The sequence below is a fragment of the Streptomyces sp. NPDC002588 genome (assembly GCF_040295925.1).
Taxonomy (GTDB): domain Bacteria; phylum Actinomycetota; class Actinomycetes; order Streptomycetales; family Streptomycetaceae; genus Streptomyces.
On record NZ_JBEOWF010000001.1, the window covers coordinates 423,027 to 441,270 of the forward strand.

At 71.9% G+C, this 18,244-nt stretch carries 15 protein-coding genes; 10 read left to right on the forward strand and 5 right to left on the reverse strand.

The window, feature by feature from the left end:
* Positions 1-46: 46 nt before the first annotated feature.
* Entirely contained in the window at positions 47-586 is a 540-nt protein-coding gene (locus ABT057_RS01970) for a DinB family protein (RefSeq protein ID WP_352340435.1), read from the forward strand.
* Here ABT057_RS01970 and ABT057_RS01975 read toward each other — a convergent pair.
* Positions 546-2,027 carry an alpha-amylase family protein gene (locus ABT057_RS01975; protein ID WP_352340436.1) on the reverse strand — a complete coding sequence of 494 codons (1,482 nt, stop codon included), beginning with the start codon at positions 2,025-2,027 and terminating at the stop codon, positions 546-548. The genes ABT057_RS01970 and ABT057_RS01975 overlap by 41 nt on opposite strands.
* 310 nt (positions 2,028-2,337) lie before the next feature.
* Between ABT057_RS01975 and ABT057_RS01980 the strand changes: the two genes are divergently transcribed.
* The 6 genes from ABT057_RS01980 (at position 2,338) to ABT057_RS02005 (ending at position 9,763) form a co-directional block, all read left to right on the forward strand.
* Complete coding sequence (locus ABT057_RS01980) at positions 2,338-3,708, forward strand: hypothetical protein (RefSeq protein ID WP_352340437.1); 1,371 nt, start codon at positions 2,338-2,340, stop codon at positions 3,706-3,708.
* A 67-nt stretch (positions 3,709-3,775) separates the two neighbouring features.
* On the forward strand, positions 3,776-5,014 hold the full coding sequence (locus ABT057_RS01985; RefSeq protein WP_352340438.1) for an AAA family ATPase: 1,239 nt from the start codon (positions 3,776-3,778) through the stop codon (positions 5,012-5,014).
* Positions 5,011-6,258: a vWA domain-containing protein gene (locus ABT057_RS01990; RefSeq protein ID WP_352340439.1), complete on the forward strand. Its 1,248-nt coding sequence runs from the start codon at positions 5,011-5,013 to the stop codon at positions 6,256-6,258. The genes ABT057_RS01985 and ABT057_RS01990 overlap by 4 nt, the downstream gene beginning before the upstream one ends.
* A 212-nt stretch (positions 6,259-6,470) precedes the next feature.
* Positions 6,471-7,070 (forward strand): hypothetical protein, encoded by a 600-nt coding sequence (locus ABT057_RS01995; protein WP_352340440.1) that lies wholly within the window; start codon positions 6,471-6,473, stop codon positions 7,068-7,070.
* A gap of 23 nt (positions 7,071-7,093) precedes the next feature.
* Entirely contained in the window at positions 7,094-7,936 is an 843-nt protein-coding gene (locus ABT057_RS02000; protein WP_352340441.1) for a PaaX family transcriptional regulator, read from the forward strand.
* Positions 7,937-8,158: 222 nt separating this feature from the next.
* Positions 8,159-9,763 (forward strand): MFS transporter, encoded by a 1,605-nt coding sequence (locus ABT057_RS02005; RefSeq protein ID WP_352340442.1) that lies wholly within the window; start codon positions 8,159-8,161, stop codon positions 9,761-9,763.
* Between the two features lie 64 nt (positions 9,764-9,827).
* Here the strand turns inward: ABT057_RS02005 and ABT057_RS02010 are convergent, their stop codons facing one another.
* The gene (locus ABT057_RS02010) at positions 9,828-11,252 is read right to left on the reverse strand and encodes a cytochrome P450 (RefSeq protein WP_352340443.1); all 1,425 of its coding nucleotides are present in this window, start codon (positions 11,250-11,252) and stop codon (positions 9,828-9,830) included.
* Positions 11,253-11,626: 374 nt separating this feature from the next.
* Between ABT057_RS02010 and ABT057_RS02015 the strand changes: the two genes are divergently transcribed.
* A complete protein-coding gene (locus tag ABT057_RS02015) occupies positions 11,627-12,529 on the forward strand; it encodes an amidohydrolase family protein (protein WP_352340444.1) in 903 nt (300 codons plus the stop codon).
* An 18-nt stretch (positions 12,530-12,547) separates the two neighbouring features.
* Here the strand turns inward: ABT057_RS02015 and ABT057_RS02020 are convergent, their stop codons facing one another.
* The 3 genes from ABT057_RS02020 to ABT057_RS02030 are packed head-to-tail and all read right to left on the reverse strand — an operon-like array spanning position 12,548 to position 15,712.
* Positions 12,548-13,327 (reverse strand): carbohydrate ABC transporter permease, encoded by a 780-nt coding sequence (locus ABT057_RS02020; protein WP_352340590.1) that lies wholly within the window; start codon positions 13,325-13,327, stop codon positions 12,548-12,550.
* A 50-nt stretch (positions 13,328-13,377) separates the two neighbouring features.
* Positions 13,378-14,433: a carbohydrate ABC transporter permease gene (locus ABT057_RS02025; RefSeq protein WP_352340445.1), complete on the reverse strand. Its 1,056-nt coding sequence runs from the start codon at positions 14,431-14,433 to the stop codon at positions 13,378-13,380.
* Between the two features lies 1 nt (position 14,434).
* Complete coding sequence (locus ABT057_RS02030; RefSeq protein WP_352340446.1) at positions 14,435-15,712, reverse strand: extracellular solute-binding protein; 1,278 nt, start codon at positions 15,710-15,712, stop codon at positions 14,435-14,437.
* A gap of 361 nt (positions 15,713-16,073) precedes the next feature.
* On the opposite strand from ABT057_RS02030, the gene ABT057_RS02035 reads away from it, so the two are divergent.
* Together ABT057_RS02035 and ABT057_RS02040 are read left to right on the forward strand one after the other, a co-directional pair.
* Complete coding sequence (locus ABT057_RS02035) at positions 16,074-16,826, forward strand: DeoR/GlpR family DNA-binding transcription regulator (protein ID WP_352340447.1); 753 nt, start codon at positions 16,074-16,076, stop codon at positions 16,824-16,826.
* The gene (locus tag ABT057_RS02040) at positions 16,823-18,190 is read left to right on the forward strand and encodes a 6-phospho-beta-glucosidase (protein WP_352340448.1); all 1,368 of its coding nucleotides are present in this window, start codon (positions 16,823-16,825) and stop codon (positions 18,188-18,190) included. Before ABT057_RS02035 ends, ABT057_RS02040 begins: the two co-directional genes overlap by 4 nt.
* Positions 18,191-18,244 lie beyond the last annotated feature (54 nt).

The window sequence follows — 18,244 nt, forward strand, 5'->3', positions numbered from 1 at the left end:
GACCGCGGAACAGAACGCGCAGAACTCACGGAAGAAGAGACCCACCATGAGCGACTCCACCCCCCTCGCCCAGACCGTCACCGGCGAGCGCGCCGACCTGCTGGCGGAGCTGGCTGGCGCCCGTCACTTCCTGCGGTTCACCACCCGCGAGCTCACCGACGAGCAGGTCGGGCGGCGCACGACGGTGAGCGAGCTGTGTCTCGGCGGCCTGATCAAGCACGTCACGTCCACGGAGCGGGCCTGGGCGTCCTTCATCGTCGAGGGCCCGTCGGCGCTGGGCGACTTCGACTCCATGACCGAGGAGGACTTCGCCCGGCGGGCCGACGACTTCCGGATGCTGCCCGGCGAGACCCTGGCCGGTGTGCTGGAGGCGTACGCCGAGGCGGCCCGCCGGACGGACGAACTGGTCGCCACCCTGCCCAGCCTGGACGCGGACCACCCGCTGCCGTCGGCGCCGTGGTTCGAGCCGGGCGCGCGGTGGTCGGCCCGCCGGGCGCTGCTGCACATCGTCGCCGAGACCGCCCAGCACGCCGGTCACGCCGACATCATCCGCGAGGCCCTCGACGGGGCCAAGTCGATGGGGTGAGTTCCAGGACGTGGACCTGCCAGGGTTCCAGGGCCACGTGGAGTCCGGGGTCGGTCAGTTCGTCGCCGTCGCGGTCGTACGACTGCGAGGTGAGGAGTTCGGCCAGGCGGCAGCGGTGCCCGCGCAGGTCGTCCCAGGGCAGGGGGATCCTCGCCTGGGACGACCGGTCGGAGTCGTTGACGACGATCAGGTGTCGGGCGTCCGGGGCCGTCCAGGTCCAGGCCAGCAGATTGCCGTGGGTGTCGTTGCCGGGCCGGCCCGTCGGGGTGAGCTGCCGCCACTCGCCCCGGCGGACACGTGCCGCGGCCGGCAGCAGACGGTCGTAGAACGCGCGCAGGGGCTCGTCGACGGGCTCCACCGGTCTGCGCGTGAGGAACACGGGCGGGCGTACCCGGCGCCCCTCGAACTGGCCCTCGTGCCAGAGGGTCGCGCCCGGCAGGGTCGCGACGGCCACGGCCGCCGCCCGCCCGCGTGCCCCCGGCAGGGTGGCGGCGGCACGCGGTTCGTCGTGGTTCTCCAGGAAACGGACCAGTCCCCGCTGGTGGGCGGGGTCGGCGGCCAGGTGGGCGCGGATCGCCGCGGCGTCCTCGTGGAGCAGGCGGTCGTACAGCCGCTTGTCGTAGCAGTGGTCGAAGCCCTGCTGCTGGAGGGCCTGTTCGAGGTCCCAGTAGGCCTCCGCGACGAACAGGAGGTCGGGGTGGCGGGCGCGGACGCGCGGGACGACGTAGGTCCAGAAGTCCTCGGCGGGCGCCGGTCCGGCCCTGTCGCCCCAGGTACTGGCGAAGACGTCGTTCATCGGCAGCATCGCCATGTCGCAGCGCACGCCGTCCGCCTGGTCGCCGACGGCGACCAGGGTGTCGACGGTCGCCTCGCGCAACGCCGGGCTGAAGGCGTTCAGTTGGACCACGTCCGGCCAGGGCGGGAAATACGGGTCGCGGCCGCGGGCGTAGATCCGGTCGCCGGTGCGGAGGTACGCGTCCGGTGCGCGGTCCAGGTCGTCGGGCGTGCCCTGGATCAGGTGGCCGGGGTGGGCGGTGAGCCAGGGATGGTCGGGGGCGATGTGGTTCGGGACGAAGTCCACGACCAACCGCAGCCCCCGGGAGGCCAGTTGGACGCGGGCGACGGCCAGTCCCTCGGGTCCGCCCAGCGAGTCGTCGACCACGTAGTCCCGTACGCAGTAGGGAGATCCTGAGATGTCCGCCTCCGTGACGTCGGGCAGTGCCTCCCGGAACGACCGCAGCAGGTTCTCGTCGCCCAGCGCGATCCGCAGGCCCGCCGGGCTGCGCTGCCAGACGCCCATCAGCCAGACCGTATCGACACCCGGCCGGGCGACCTCGTCCCAGACCTCGGCGGGCACCTCGCCCAGGGTCACGGGGCGCCCGAACCGGCGGCTCAACTCGCCCAGCCAGACGACGGTGTTGATCTCGTAGAGCACGGTCATGACCGGGGCTCCTCGCGGTCGCCCATCGCTTCGGGGGCGGCGACGAGCCGGTCCAGCCGGTCCACCGGAAGGCCCTCCTGCACACGTTCCGTGGACATACGATCACCCTAACATTCGACCCATTCCCGACAATGGATCTCACATCGTGATGGACCATGTGCGGGCCGGGGTCGCGACGACCGGGTCCGCCGAACGGCGGGCACCCGCTCGAAAATCCGTGGCGGCCCCGGATCGGGCTCGCTACGATCGGCGTGATGATCACTCAGTCTGCAAGCAGATTGGGGGTCCCGTCCGCGCAAGGTGAGTGCTGATGCTCATTCACACCGCGAACGGGGACTCCCGGCTTTCCTTCTGGCGGCGCGTGCGCGAGTTCGCCGTACCGCCCTCCATGATCGAGACCGCGACCGCCCGTCGGCTTGCCGGGGACTGGGCGGGGGCGTGTGCCGCCGCGGGCTTCGACCTCGATTTCACTCCGCGTGCGGTGGCCCGCGCCCATGGCCGGGAGCTGGCGGCGCGAGTCCGGGCCGACCTTCGGCTGCTCGCGCCCGACCTGCTGCGCTGGCACATGCCGAGGATCGCTCCCGACGGGCTGCTGCGACCGGGGCTGACCCTTGCCCTGGCCCGGTACGACGGGGCGCGGCACCCGGTACATCTCGTGGTCCGTACCGCGCCGGCCTGGGCGGACGCGGGTCAGCGGCTCAGCCTCGCCGTGTGGTCCCGCTCCGACGGCGAGTCCCGGCATCATCCGCATCCCCGTCCCGACCGGCGGTTCCGGCTCGACCTGCACCGTCATCTCTGGGACGCGGGCCGGGCGGATGAGCTGCGGGTCCGTTCGGGGGCGGCGGGAGCACCGCATCCCGAGGCGTCCGTGGTGGTGCCGCCGGAGCCCGGCTGCGCCGTGGGCAGATGGGCGGCCGAGGCGGCGCTCGTGCTCGACGCCGCCGGGCGCCCCCGGCCCACCGGCACCGTCCTGGTGCGGCTCGGGGGCCGGCGGCGGCTGGCCCTGGAGCTGGACGGCGACGGGGGCGGCGCGGGGCCGCCCGCGATGCGGATCACGCGGGCGCCCACGGGCGGCGGTGTGTCCGGGCTGCCGGTGCTGCCCGAAGCGGCGACCTGGGTGCTGCCCGACCTGGAACTGCTGCGCACCGGCGCACTCGAGGCGGACCGGCTGCACCCGCTGGTCGCCGCCGCGCTGGTACCGGGCCCGCCTCCGGCCGCCCCGGCGCGCGGTGCGGACCCGGCGGGACAGCCGCGCCTGGTCGAGTGCCGCGGCGCCCGGCACCGGATCGCCCTGGTCGACGGTGTCCTGGCCGCGCTGGACCACGACCCGGACGAGATCCGGCGGGAGGAGCTGCTGACCGCACTGAGCGGCACGCCGCTGCCTTGTCTGCAGGAGATCGACCGGGCGCACCGCCGTCCCGAATGCCTCGACGGCGTCCGTGAACGCCTGAACCACGGTGACATCACCGGCGCGCTGGCGGTCGTCGAGGGCCTGTTGGGTCCCGAGGCGGTGCTGCGCGACGGCGCCCTGCGGGACGCGCTGGACGCGGCCGCGCGGCGGCGGATCACCTACGGGCTGTTCCGGGCGGGGCTGGTCGGCCCCGGACCCACCCGGGTCCGCCCGAAGGACCGCCGTCCCGGCCTTCTCCGCTCGCACCCCCGCCACACCTCGCCACGCTGACGATCGTTCCTCCCGCCTTCCCTCACATCCACTCACTCGGCTCACCCCGACCAAAAGGTGATCAACCATGCCCACTTGCACTCCGCTCACCCCGCCCGCCTCCCGACTCGACGTCGCCGAAGACCTGTTGGCGCTGCTTCGCGAGGCGGACACCGAACCACGCCCCGACGTCCAGCTGGAGGCCCTGACCCTGGCCGTGGCGGCCGATCTGCCCGTGCTGCTGTGGGGAGAGCCGGGGATCGGCAAGACCGCGGCGCTGACCCAGCTGTCCACGGCCCTCGGCCTGCCGCTGACCACGGTGATCGCCAGCGTGCACGAGCCGTCCGACTTCTCGGGGCTGCCCGTGGTCGGGGACGACCCCGCCGAGCAGGGCGTCCCGATGGCCCCGCCGGACTGGGCGGTACGTCTGGTTCGGGCGGGGCGGGGGCTGCTGTTCCTCGACGAGCTGTCCACCGCTCCTCCCGCCGTACAGGCCGCGCTGCTGCGCCTGGTGCTGGAGCGGCGGATCGGCACTCTGAAGCTGCCGCCGGCGGTGCGGATCGTGGCCGCCGCCAACCCCCGGTCCTCCGCGGCCGACGGCTGGGAACTGAGCCCGCCGCTCGCCAACCGGTTCGTCCACCTCCACTGGGCCCACGATCACGAGGTCGTCGTACGAGGGCTCGGCGGGACGTGGCCGCGGGCCACCCTGCCCCGGCTGGACGCACGGAAGCTGCCGCAGGCCGTGGAGTACGCCCGGCGGGCCGTGTGCACGTTCCTCACCGCGCGACCCAAGCTCGTCCACCAGCTGCCCGGCAGCGAGACCCGGCGGGGCGGCGCCTGGCCGTCGCCCCGGAGCTGGGAGATGACCCTGCGGCTGACCGCGTTCGCGACGGCGGCCGGTTCCTCGAGAGACGTGCTCTCCCTGCTGGTCAGGGGCACGGTCGGGGACGGTCCGGGGCTGGAACTCCTGGCGAGTCTGGACCGGTTGGACCTCCCCGACCCGGAGACACTGCTCGCCGACCCCGCGGGCGCCGAGCTGCCCGACCGCGGGGATCTGCGCCAGGCCGTGCTGGACGGGGTGGTCGCGGCGGTCCGGGCCCGCCCCGAGAAGTCCCGCTGGGACGCGGCATGGGCGCTGCTGGTGCGTGCGGTGGAGACGGGGGCGCCGGATCTGGTGGTGGTCCCCGCGACCACCCTCGCCTCGCTGCGCCGCGCCGACTGGGAGGTACCGGAGTCGATCGAGCGGCTCGCCGGGGTGGTCTCCCTGTCCCGGCGCGCGGACGACGCGGCGAAGCGGGCGGCGAACACCGTGAAGGCCGGCCGATGAGCGCCGGGGCGACAGCCGTACCGGCGCCACTGGGCCTCGAGAAGCTCTTCGCCGCCCGGCTGCACGCCGCGCGGGCCCGGCCCTACCTCGCGACTGCGCTGTTCGCGCTGCATGTCGTGGAGTCGCGGCAGGTGCCCACGATGGCGGTCGACCGGTACTGGCGGGCCTACGTCTCGCCGTCGTTCGTGGACCGGATGCCCGTGGAGGAGCTGGCGGCGGTGTGGGTGCACGAGGTGTCGCACCTGCTGCGTGACCATCACGGGCGCGGTGACCGGGTGGCCCGCGAGCGCGGTCTGACCGGACCCGGGGAACGGCTGCGGATGAACATCGCGGCGGACTGCGAGATCAACGACGACGCGTACGGCGACGGGCTGGTGCGGCCCGCGGGCGCCGTCGGCCCGCAGTCCCTGGGCCTGCCCGAGGGCAGGCTGATGGAGGAGTACCTGGGCGGCTTCAGCCTGTCGCTGCAGACGCAGGAACTGGCCTGGCTGGACTGCGGCAGCGGTGCCGACGGTCTGGACCGCGCCTGGGATCTGGGGCCGGACGGCGCGCACGGTCTGAGTGAGCAGGAGCGGGACGCGGTCCGCTTCCGGGTGGCGCAGGGCATCAAGGGCCGGCCGGGCCACACGCCCGAGCGCTGGCGGCGGTGGGCCGAGGAGGCGCTGCATCCGCCGCAGCCCTGGCGGGAGTTGCTGGGGGCGGCGGTCCGCTCGGCCGCCTCCGGCGCGGGTGCGGGCGAGGACTACTCGTACGGCCGGCCGTCGCGCCGCTCCACCGGTGTGCCCGGGGTCGTGCTGCCGAGTCTGCGGCGCCGGCCGCCGCGGGTGTCCGTCGTCATCGACACGTCCGCCTCGGTCAGCGACGCCGAGCTCGGCAGTGCGCTCCTCGAGGTCGCCGCGATCTCGCGGGCCGTGGGCGGCCGCCGTGACCTGGTCACCGTGCTGCCCTGCGACGCGGCGGCCCGGATCGTGCACCCACTGTGCCGGGGCGAGGGCATTCCGCTGCTGGGCGGCGGCGGCACGGACCTGCGGACCGGCTTCGCCAAGGCCCTGCGGACACGGCCCCGGCCCGACGTGATCGTGGTCCTGACCGACGGTCAGACCCCCTGGCCCGCCGCCCGTCCCGCGTGCCGTACGGTCGTGGGGCTCTTCCCCCGGCAGGGCGTGCCCGCGTTGCGCGAACAGGATCCCGACTACACTCCGGACACTCCGCCGGCCTGGGCGCGGGTGGTCGACATCGGGTGAGCCGGGCAGGTCCGTGCACGTTCAGGGAATCGACGGGGGCATTCCCCGTCCCCGGATCGGCGCCCACCGCTGCCGCGCGTGCGGCCATCTGGAACTCTTCGCTCCGCGCGAAGTGTGAACTCCCGGCGAGAGCCCCCGGTCCGAGGTGAGCCGCGGCTCCCGACATGACACCCTGATGTGACCGCTCTTCAGCCATCTGTACATGGGGGGACATGGTGCTCGCCAGGAATGCCGCCGCGGCGGCGGCGAAGGTGTGCGTGGCGGGGGTGCTGGCTCTGGTGGGCTGTTCCGTCGGGGGCGGGGACACCGCGACGGCGACAGCAACGGCCACCGGCACCTCGGCTTCGGCACCCACCACGGCCTCGGCACCCACTTCGGCCTCGGCCTCGGCTTCGGCTGAGGCCACCCCTGCCGTGAGCGCCTCCCCGGCCACTCCCCCCTCCGCGGCGGCGTCCGCGAGCCCGTCTCCCGTGCCCGCGACCGGCCCGGAGCAGCAGTTGGCCGCCATGCACATCACCGGTGGCTTCGCGGGCGTCGACCAGCAGGTGGTGCTGCGGGGTGACGGAACCGTGCGGACCACCGACCGGGGCCGGTCCGAGGTGCACCGCACGACGACGGCCCAGTTCACGAGGCTGCGCACGCTGCTCGGAGATCCGGCGCTGGACGGCGTACCCGCGTACTCGGTGAACCGGGGAGCGGCGGACCTGTTCCAGTACACGCTGCGGTTCGCCGGCCGTACGGTCGTGACGGACCGCTCCACCGACCAGCCGCCGCTCGACCGCCTGATCGACGCACTGGACGACTGGCTGTAGCCACTCGGCCCTACTCTGGGCCCGTGACCAGCTTCGATCAGGCAGGCAGCGCGCCGCGACCGCAGTCGCTGATGCTGACCTTCTTCGGTGTCCACACCCTAGGCCGGGACGTCGCCCTCTCGGGCGGGAGCCTGATCGAGGTGCTCGGGCAGGCCGGGATCACCGAGGACGCCGTACGCTCCACCCTCACCCGCATGGTGAAACGGGGCCTGCTCGAACGGCATCGTCGCGGCCGCAAGACGTACTTCGGGCCCACCGAGCGGGCCACTCGCGTCCTGCGGGACGGCCATGACCGCATCTGGCACACCGGGGCGGTCAACCGCGACTGGGACGGCACCTGGACCCTCGTCGGCTTCTCGCTGCCGGAGGCGTGGCGAAGGGAGCGGCACGATCTGCGCTCGCGGCTCGTGTGGAACGGCTTCGGTCCGCTGCAGAGCGGCCTGTGGGTGGCCGCCGGCGCGGTGGACGTGCCCGAGGTGGTGGCGGGGCTCGGCCTCGACGCCCACCTGCGGGTCTTCCAGGGCGCCGCGGCGGCCGGCCCGACCGACGCCCGCACCGTGCTGCGTACGGCGTTCGCCGTCGAGTCGATCGCCAAGGGCTACGAGACGTTCCTGGCCCGCTGGAGCGCGGACGAAGAGGAGACGGACCCGGCGAACGCGCTCGTACGCCAGCTGCTGCTGCACACCGACTGGCTGGAGCAGGTCCGCCAGGACCCCCATCTGCCGGCCGAACACCTGCCCGAGGACTGGCCGGCGGCCGACGCCGAGGAACGCTTCCACGCGTTGGCGCGCCGCTTCGAGGAGCCGGCCCGCCGCGAGGCCGCGAGCGCGCTGGATGTGATCCCGGTGGCCGGATCCAGCGCCTGACCTGCACGAACGGCCAGGTCGGCAGCCACTTCACCGTCTGTGACACCGCCGACGGAGAGGTCCGTCCATCATTACAGGGCAATCTATTGACCGTCGACGAAAATCTGCCCTACATTCATCGCGTTCTCGGCGCCCCATCCCCAAAGGCGCCGCCATCCCCCTCCATGGCATGTCTCGCCATCAGGACCCTTCCGCACGGAAGCCGCTCAAAGGGGAGCACTCGTGTCCACCGAAACGCGCACCCAGCCCGACTCCACCACCGGCTCGCAACGGTCCGGCGGTCTGCCAGTCGGCACCCTCGTCGCCGGCTGTTTCGCGGTCTGCCTGGCGCAGATCGCCCTCGCCATGCCGGCCACCCTGAACGGTCTCTTCCAGGAGGACCTGCACCCCGTCGGATCGCAGCTGACCTGGATCTCGGACGCGTTCCTGCTGCCCGTCTCCGTCCTGGAGCTCACCTTCGGCGTCCTCGGCGACCTCTTCGGACGCAAGCGGCTGCTGGTCGGCGGCGGCGGGCTGCTCATCGTGGGCGAGGCGCTGGCCGCCGCCAGCACCGGCATCCACACGCTCTGGGTGGGCCAGGCCATCGCCGGTCTGGGCGCGGCCGCGCTGTTCCCGACCTCGCTCGCGATGATCGCCGCGGGCACCCACTCGGCCCGGGACCGGGCCCGCACCATCACCATCTGGGCCGCCGCGCTGTCCAGCGGCGGTTTCATCGCCCCGGTCCTCGGCGGTATCACCGGCAACTACGGGTCCTGGCGCTGGGCCTTCATCGTCGTCACCGGCCTGGCCGTGATCAGCACGCTGCTCAGCCAGTTGATGGCCCAGAACTCCAGCGCTCCCGAAGGCCGTTCACTCGACCTGGCCGGGCAGATCACCATCGGTGTCGGCATGTTCGCCCTGCTGTACGCGGTGATCCAGGGTCCGACGGACGGCTGGACGGCTACCCCGGTGGTCGTCGCCTACGTCGTCGCGGCGGTGTTCATCGGCCTGTTCGTCGTGGCGGAGCGCCGCGCCGCGTCCCCTCTGCTGCGCCTCGACCTGTTCCGCAACCGGTCGTTCGCGGTGGCGTCCTTCGTCGCGGTGGTCGGCATGTTCAGCTACCTCGGCACCGCCTACGCGACCAGCATCCGGCTCGGGCCGATCCAGCACCAGAGCCCGCTGCGCGGCTCGTTCGCGTTCATCCTGCTCAACTGCTGGACACTGCTGCTGATGCCGGTGATCTCCCGGCTGCTGGAGCGGGTCAGCGCCCGCTGGGTGCTCGGCCTCGGCCTGGCGCTGATGGCGTCCGGTGACTTCCTGGCGGCGGCGCTGCCGGTGGAGGACCGTGCCCTGACCTCGCTGATCCTCCCCATCGGGCTGGTCGGTGTGGGCTTCGCACTGACGGTCTCCTCCATCACCGCCACCGCCGTCAACACGGTGCCGGTCCACTACGCCGGTATGGCCAGCGCGTCGACGAGCCTGCTGCGCGACTTCGGCTTCACCCTCGGCCCGGCGGTCATCGGCGCGATCGCGCTCAGCCGCGCGGCGGACGAGTTCACCCGCAACCTCGCCGCCTCCGGCCTCTCCGCCGAGGCCAAGGCCGCGGCGGCGCAGGTCGCCGCCGAGGGCGGCCCCCTCGCCTCCAACTCGGTCCCGCCGTCCTCCCCGCCGGGAGGCGCGGTTCCCATCGCCCTGGAGGCCCTCGGGAACGGTTACGCGATCGGTTACGTGGTCTGCGGCGTCGCGGCGCTGGCCTGCTGCCTCCTCAGCGTGATCGCGCTGCGCGGGAAGGCGGAGGACACCGAGACGGTGGGCCTCGCCAAGGAGGAGGAGCCCGCGGCCGTCTGAACCGACGACCGTCCCGTGCGCGTGGTGCCCGCACCCTCCCGGGGGCGGGCACCACGCCGCAGGGTCAGCGGCCGGTGCGGATCAGGCCCGTCAGATAGCGCCACAGCGAGGATCGCTGCCGGACGGACGGATCGGGCAGTGTCACCTCGCCGGACGCGGACTCCGGGGCCGGATCCTCGGCCGGGTCCCGTCGCGGCTGCCGCCCCTCGGTGGGCGCGGCGAGTTCGTACCGTACGGGCAGGGAACGCAGGCCCCGCATGAACGGCGAGGAACGCCACGGCAACTGGTCGGCGGGGAGGGCGAGTTCCAGGTGGGAGAACCGCTCGAAGAGCCGGCCGACGCCGACCATCGCGACCGTCGAGGCGAGTTCGCGCGCGGGGCACTGGCGGCGGCCCGCGCCCCAGGCCAGGTGCGCCCGGGAACTGACCGTGGTGCCCGAGGTCAGCTGGTCGGCGAAGAGCGGATCGGCGTGCGCGGCCGCGGAGGACACCCACACCGGGTCGCCCGCCCTGATCGTGTAGTCGCCGAGCCGGGTGTCCCTGGCCGCGAAGCGCGGTACGAAGTTCACCAGCGGCGGCTTGCGCATCACCACCCGGTTCATGGTCTCCCGGACCATCCCGGCGGACAGGCTGGCCCGTACGCCGCCCTCGCCCGAGAGCACCTCGACCACGGTGTTGGAGATGAGGATGCCGACGTGGTCGGAGGTCATGCCGAGCAGCATGAACAGTTCCCGGGCCAGCTGGTCGAGGGAGAGGTCCGGGTGGGCGGCCAGCAGATGGGACGGGAAGTCGTCGCCGGGTGTTCTCAGTTTCACGGCCGCGAGTTCCGCGAGTGCCGCCAGCAGCCGTTCGAGGGCGGGCTCGGCGTCCGGGCCCGCGTCCAGCACCCGCCACATGTCCATCAGGGCGTCGTCGCCCTGGGAACCGGGGAAGCCGAGCAGATGGCTGGCCACCATCAGCGGCAGCGGCCGGGAGAACTGGGCGGACAGGTCCGCGAGACCGGTGCCGCCGGCCTGCCCGACCAGGGTGATCAGGTCGTCGGCGTAAGCGGTGACGGCCGCCTTCAGCCGCTTCGCCTGCGCCTGGCGCGGGTCCTGGAACGGCTTGAGGGCCGCGTCCCACGCCATCCGCAGCTGCGGGTAGCCGGGGCCGCCCTGGATCAGCACATGGTTGACCTCCAGGGACGGGCCGAGCGGCCAGTCGGCCGGCACCCGGCCCTCCGAGCGGGCCCGCCAGTTCTCCAGACCCTTCGGCCAGCCGTCGTCGTCCTGGAGCACCTCGAGGGCCTCCCGATAGCCGAGAACCAGCCAGGCGGGGACGCCGAGGAGATCCACCGGCGCGACCGGGCCGTGACGCTGCCTGAGCTTCTCGTACACGAGCGAGGGGCGCGTCTCGTAGTCACGGGTCAGCAGCGGCTCGGGACTCAGCGCCTCCAACCGCGCGCCGTCCACGTCCACCGGCCCACCCTCGCCCACCTGGGATTCCTTCACTCGCCGCCCCTCCGACACGCCCCGTACCGACGCCCCTTCAGCCGGTAGCCGAAAACCTATCCCAGGGATGCGGGTGGTGAACAAGGGGGGCGGGCATGACCGATGGGAGTCCTGTACCACTGTGGGCGTTCCGCAACGAATGAGAGGGCCGCACGACGCTCGCCGTCGGGTCCGTGGCGTCCGCGCCGGTGATGGACCCGGCGGTACCGGCCACCGCGGGCCGGGGCCTGGTTTACTGCACCGCGCGATCCGCGAGATCATGCCGGGGCTGGACGACCACCGGTCCTGCGGACGGACGTGGAGCGGGTGGACCGCGTCATCCTGGACAGCGACGACGTCCGCGGCACCCGGTGTGCCTGGGCGGAAGGAGCCTCATGAGCACCGTGGACGTACACCAGCATCTGTGGACCCCCTCACTGGTGGAGGCCCTGCGGTCCCGCCGCGAGCCGCCGCGTCTGGACGGCTGGACTCTGTACCTGGACGGCGAGCCGCCCTACGAGATATCCCCGGCCGACCACGACGTCGCCCTGCGTGCGGAGCTCGCGGCCGCCGACGGCCTCGGCCGGGCGCTGGTCTCGCTGTCCGCGCCGATCGGCGTGGAGTGGCTGCCGGCGGTCGAGGCCCGGCCGCTGCTCGACGCCTACCACGACGGCGCGGCCGCGCTGCCCGAGCCGTTCGGCGCCTGGGCCGCCGCCTGCGTCCGGGACGTCGACGCGGACGCGACGGCCAAGGAGCTCGACCGGGGTTTCGTAGGACTGCAACTGCCGGCGGACGCCCTCGCGGATGCGGCCGGCTACGCGCGCTGCGCCCCACTGCTCGCGCTGCTCGAGGAGCGGGGCCTGCCGTTGTTCGTCCACCCCGGGCCGGCGGCGGCCGACTCCTGCGACGGGCCCGGGTGGTGGCCCGCGATGGTCCCCTACGTCCAGCAGATGCACGCCGCCTGGTTCGCTTTCCGGGCCTTCGGCCGGCCACGTCATCCACGGCTGCGGGTGTGCTTCGCGCTGCTGGCCGGGCTGGCCCCGCTGCACGGGGAGCGCTTCGCCGCGCGGGGCGGTCCTGAAGGGGAGGCCGACCCGGATGTGTTCGTCGAGACGTCCTCCTACGGTCCGGCCGCCGTCACCTCGCTCGTCCATGCCCTGGGGGTGGATGCCGTGGTCCAGGGTTCGGACCGGCCCTACGCCGAGCCGCCGCGCCACCCCGGCTTCGGCCTGGGCGGAGCGGCGGCGTACGCCTTCCGTGTCGCCAATCCACGACGCCTGCTCACGGGACGGGAGTGACCGGCCCCGGATGCCGATTCAGCGCAAGGCCCCCTTGGTCGCGTCGGCGATGAACCCGCGGGCGAAGAAGGTGAACACCAGCACCAGCGGGATGACCGACAGCAGCACCCCGGACATGACCATGCTGTAGTCGGTGGAATGTCCGGCGTACAGCTGGGCCAGCGCCACCTGGAGGGTGAGCCGGTCGGGGTTGACCAGCATCACCAACGGCAGGACGTAGTCGTTCCAGGCGGCGATGAAGGTGTAGATGCCGAGGAACGCCAGGGCCGGGCGGACGCACGGCAGCACCACGTGCCAGTACTGGCGGAAGAACCCGGCGCCCTCGATCCGGGCGGCGTCCAGCAGTTCGTCGGGGACGCTGCTGGTGGTGTACTGGCGCATCCAGAAGATGCCGAAGGCGTTGGCGGCGGCGGGCACGATGAGCGCCTTCAGGGTGCCGAGCCAGCCCAGCTGCACCATGATCTCGTACTGCGGGATGATCGCCAGCTGGGTCGGCAGGAGATACATCGACAGCAGGACGCCGAACAGGAACTTCTTCGCGGGGAAGTCGTACTTGGCGAAGGCGAAGGCGGCCAGCGAGTCGAAGAACAGCACCAGGAAGGTCGTACAGACCGCCACGATCACCGTGTTGAACAGGGAGCCGAAGAAATCCATCTTGTCGAACAGGTGCTGGACGTTCGTCAGCAGGTTGTCGCCGAACCAGAGCTTCGGCGGGTAGCGGTAGATGTCCTGCGAGGTGTTCGTCGCCATGACGACGATCCAGTAGAACGGGAACACCGAGATGACGACGCCGGTCATCAGGACGGCGTGGACACCGAATCCCCGCAGGCGCTTACGGCTCTGGCTGTTCACGACCGTCGCTCCTTACGCTGCACCAGGCGCCAGTTGATGACGACGATCAGCAGGATCAGCAGGAAGAAGGCCCAGACGATCGCGGCCGCGTAGCCGAAGTCGTTGTTGTCGAAGGCCTGGTGGTAGAAGTACAGCAGTGTGGTCATGCCCGCCTGGCCCGGACCGCCGGAGTTGGGGTTGGTGGAGGCGTCGCTGTTGAACAGCACCTGGGGTTCGGTGAAGCTCTGCAGACCGGTGACGGTGGAGACCACCACGGTGAACAGGATGATGGGCCGCAGCAGCGGGATCGTGATGGAGAAGAAGATCCGGACCGGGCCCGCCCCGTCCATCCGTGCGGCCTCGTAGAGCTCCGAGGGGACCGCCTGGAGACCGGCCAGATAGATGATGGCGTTGTAGCCGGTCCACTGCCAGGTCATCAGCGCCGCGATCACCACCTTGATCGTCCACTCGTTGCTCATCCAGGGCACGGCCGACATGTGCACCGCCCTCAGGACGGCGTTGATCAGGCCGAAGTTGTTGCTGAAGATCGCACCGAAGAAGATCGCGATCGCCACCAGCGAGGTGATGCTGGGGATGAAGAGGGCGACCCGGTAGAAGGCGGTGAGGCGTTTGGTGGAGTTGACCAGCACCGCCAGCACGAGCGCCAGGCAGAGCATCGGCACGGTCGACAGCACCCAGATGACGAGGGTGTTGCGGATGGACAGCCAGAACACCGGGTCGTCCCACAGGAAGCGGAACTGCTGGAACCCGACATAGTGCATGTCCCCGATGCCGTCCCAGCGCTGGAACGCCAGATACACGGTGTAGATCACCGGGAAGAACATGAAGACCGAGAAGATCAGGTAGTACGGCGAGACGGCCAGGTACTGCGGCCAGTACCTCGCGACCCGCCGGCGCGGCCCCTGCCTGCCCCCGGCCGACACCGGCCGGATCCGGCGGCTGTGCCGCCCCGGACCGCGGGAACGGTCCGGGGCGGGCTGCCCGGTGGGTCCGGTGTCGGGTCCGGAGGTCGGTCCGGTGGGGGCCGGGCCGGCTACCGGGCTGGACGACATGTCACTTCACTCCCTGCCGCTGGGCGATCTGCTTGGCCTGGCCGACCGCGTCCTTCCAGGCCTGGTCGGGGTCCTTGCCCTTGGCCTCGATGCTGGTCAGCTCGCTGTAGTAGGGCGCTGCGACCGCGGCGTCGGCCGGGGCCTCGTAGGCCGCGGGGATCTTCTCGGCCGCCGGGCCGAAGATCTCGATGGTCTTCTGGCCGCCGAAGAAGGCGTCGCCGCCGGTCAGCGCCGGCAGCTTGTAGGCGGCCGGGGCGGTCGGGAACAGGGCCGCGTCGGTGAAGCCGCGGGCCTGGTTCGCGGGGTCCAGGATCCAGCTGATGATCTTGAAGGCTTCCTCGGGGTTGCCGCTGGTCGCGGGGATGGCCAGGAAGGACCCGCCGAGGTTGGACGGCCCGCCGGGCAGGCTCGCCACCCGCCACTTGCCCTTGGTGCCGGGCGCGGCGTTGCTGATGTCCAGCGCGTGCCAGGCGGCGCCGATCTCGGTGCCCAGGGAGCCGTTGCCGATCGCGGCGTTCCAGGTGTTGTCGTTGATCTTGGCGTCGATGCCGAGGGTGTAGGGCTTCACGGCGGTGGTCCAGGCGGTGCGGATGTGGTCCTGGTCGCCGATGAACTTGTTGTTCTCGTCGATGAACCGCTGGGTGCCCTGCCCGATCATCATCGAGAACACCGAGCCGATGTTGTTGATCAGGTAGGTCTTCGGTATGGCCTTGTGCAGTTCCACGCCGGCCTTGAAGTAGTCGTCCCAGGTGGACAGCTCGGCGGAGACCTTGGCCGGGTCGGTGGGCAGGCCCGCCTTCTCGAACAGGTCCTCGCGGTAGAAGGTGGCGCACGGGCCGATGTCGATCGGGAAGCCGATGAGCTTGCCGTCCTGGGTGGTGGCCTGCTTCAGCTTCCAGGACAAGTACTGCGGCGCCAGCTTGTCCGCGCCGACGCTGTTCAGATCGATGAACCGGCTGGCGTTCGGCAGGAAGGAGGCGATGTCCTCGCCCTTGATGCCGGTGATGTCCGGCGCGGCCTGCGCCGAGCGCAGACCGGTGAGCAGCTTGGTCTTGAAGTCGCCGCCGACCACGGAGGTCTTGAGGGTGATGTCGGAGAAGTGCTTCTTGGCGTCCGCGACGACCTTGTCACTCAGGCCACCGGACCAGTACCAGAGGGTCAGGTTCTTGCTGTCCTTGCTGCCGCTCGAACCCGAGCCGCCACCGCACGCCGCGGTGGCGCCGGCCGCGGCGGCCGTGAGTACGGCGGCCTGCAGGAATCGTCTGCGGGAAAGGTCCACGATCTTCTCCTAGTTCTGGGCGGGTTCGGCGCGTCCGGCAGGTCCGACAGGGCCTGTGAGTCGGGGGCCGCGCGGAGGGGGCGCGGCGGGAGGCCGGATGGCTGAAGGGCATCGGCGTGGGTGTTGACCCTTCAGCCACCCGGGGTGTGTGACCTGGTCCTCTCAGACGGTGCCGACGCGTCCGCGACGGCGCTATGCACCGTTCATCCGCTTCGGCCGACCGGAGTGGGGTCCGGACCTGGCTCCGAATTACGCAAGAGAGTGCACCCGGTGCGCGGGTTTGACAAGGGTCAAGCAGGTATCGAGACATTCATGCGCGACTTTGCTTGAGTTTGGCGGGTTGGCGAGTATGGTCTGCCGCATGCTCCCTGACCGAAGACATCAGCTGATCCTGCGCGCGCTGCGTGCGGACGGGCCCACCACGGTGGCCGCCCTGGCCGAGAAGGTCGGGGCGAGCCAGGCGACGATCCGCCGGGATCTGGCGCAGCTGGAGGACGAGGGTCTGCTCAAACGGGTCTACGGCGGTGCAGCCCCGGTCGTGGGCGAGGACGATCCCTTCGCCGACGTGGCCGGGGTGCGCGTGGAGGCGAAGGACGCCCTGGCCGCCTGGTGCGCAAACCTCGTCAGGGACGGCGAGACGGTGCTGCTCGACATCGGCACCACGGCCCACCGGGTGGCCCGGCATCTGCACGGCCGGTCCCTGACCGTGATCACCAGCAATCTCGCCGTCTACGAGGAGTTGCAGGACGACAAGGACGTGCAGCTGATCCTGCTGGGCGGTGTGGTCCGGCGCGACTACCGCTCACTCGTCGGCTTCCTCACCGAGGACAACCTGCGGCAGGTCCACGCCGACCGGCTGTTCCTCGGCACCAGCGGGGTCCGCCCCGACGGGCAGGTGCTGGACACCACCGCCGTGGAGGTTCCCGTCAAACGGGCGATGATCGCCGCGAGCGCCCAGGTCGTCCTGCTGGCGGACGCGGGCAAGTTCCCCGGGACCGGCATGGCCCGCGTGTGCGGTCCCGAGGAGCTCGACATCGTGGTGACCAACGCCCCCGGGGACGAGAAGACCTGTAATCGGCTGCGCGAGGCGGGAGTTGAGGTGGTCGAAGTATGAGACTGACGATCCTGGGCGGTGGCGGCTTCCGGGTCCCGCTCGTCTACCGGGCCCTGCTGGGCGACCGCGGCGAGGGACGTGTCACCGAGGTGACGCTCTACGACCTGGACGCCTCCCGGCTCACGACCATCCGCCAGGTCCTCGCCGACCAGGCCGCCGGGCATCCCGACCCGCCCGCCGTCAAGGTCACCACCGACCTCGACGAGGCCGTCACCGGGGCCGACTTCGTCTTCTCCGCCATCCGCGTCGGCGGGCTGGCCGGCCGGGCGGCGGACGAACGGATCGCCCTGGAGGAGGGGGTGCTGGGCCAGGAGACCGTCGGCGCCGGCGGCATCTCCTACGGACTGCGCACCATCCCGGTGGCGCTCGGGATCGCCCGCCGCATCGCGGCGCTCGCGCCGGACGCCTGGGTCATCAACTTCACCAACCCGGCCGGCATGGTCACCGAGGCGATGACCGCTCTGCTGGGCGACCGGGTGATCGGGATCTGCGACTCACCGGTCGGCCTCGGCCGGCGAGTGGCAGGCGCGCTCGGCGTCGACCCGGCCCGCACCCGCCTGGACTACGTGGGCCTGAACCACCTGGGCTGGCTGTGCGGGCTGTACGCCGACGGCCGGGACCTGCTGCCGTCACTGTTCGCGGACGAAGCCGCCCTGACCTCCTTCGAGGAGGGCAAACTCTTCGGCGCGGACCTGCTGCGCACGCTCGGCGCGCTGCCCAACGAGTATCTGCACTACTACTACTTCCACCGCGAGTCCCTCGGTTCGGCGCGCGCCGCCGCACAGACCCGCGGTGCCTTCCTCCACTCGCAGCAGCAGCGCTTCTACGACGCGATGGGCGCCGTGGCCGTGGAACCGCCGGCCCCCCGCGCAGCCTGGAACGCCTGGGACGCCACCCGCCTCGAACGCGAGACCACCTACATGGCGGAGAACCGCGACGCCGTCGGCATGGGCGAGCGGGACTCCTGCGATCTGGAGTCGGGCGGGTACGAGCAGGTGGCCCTCGCCCTCATGCGGGCCATCGCCCTGGACGAGCGCACGACCCTCGTCCTCAACGTCCGGGGCCGCGGGCGCATCCCCGTCCTGGACGACGACGCCGTCATCGAGGTGCCCTGCCATGTGGACGCCAACGGCGCCCGCCCCATCGCCGGAGCCCCCCTTCCGGAACACGGCCAGGGCCTGGTGTGTGCCGTCAAGGCCGTCGAGCGGGCGGTGATCCAGGCCGCGACGACCGCCGACCGCAGCCACGCGGTCAGGGCGCTGACGATCCACCCGCTGATCGACTCCTACACCGTCGCGAAGCGCCTCCTGGACGCCTACCAACGCCACTTCCCGGAACTCGGATACCTGGCCGCGAGCCACTGACGGAAACCGGACCGGCTACGGCAGTCCGGTCACCGTCCTCCCGTGGCGGGCCGG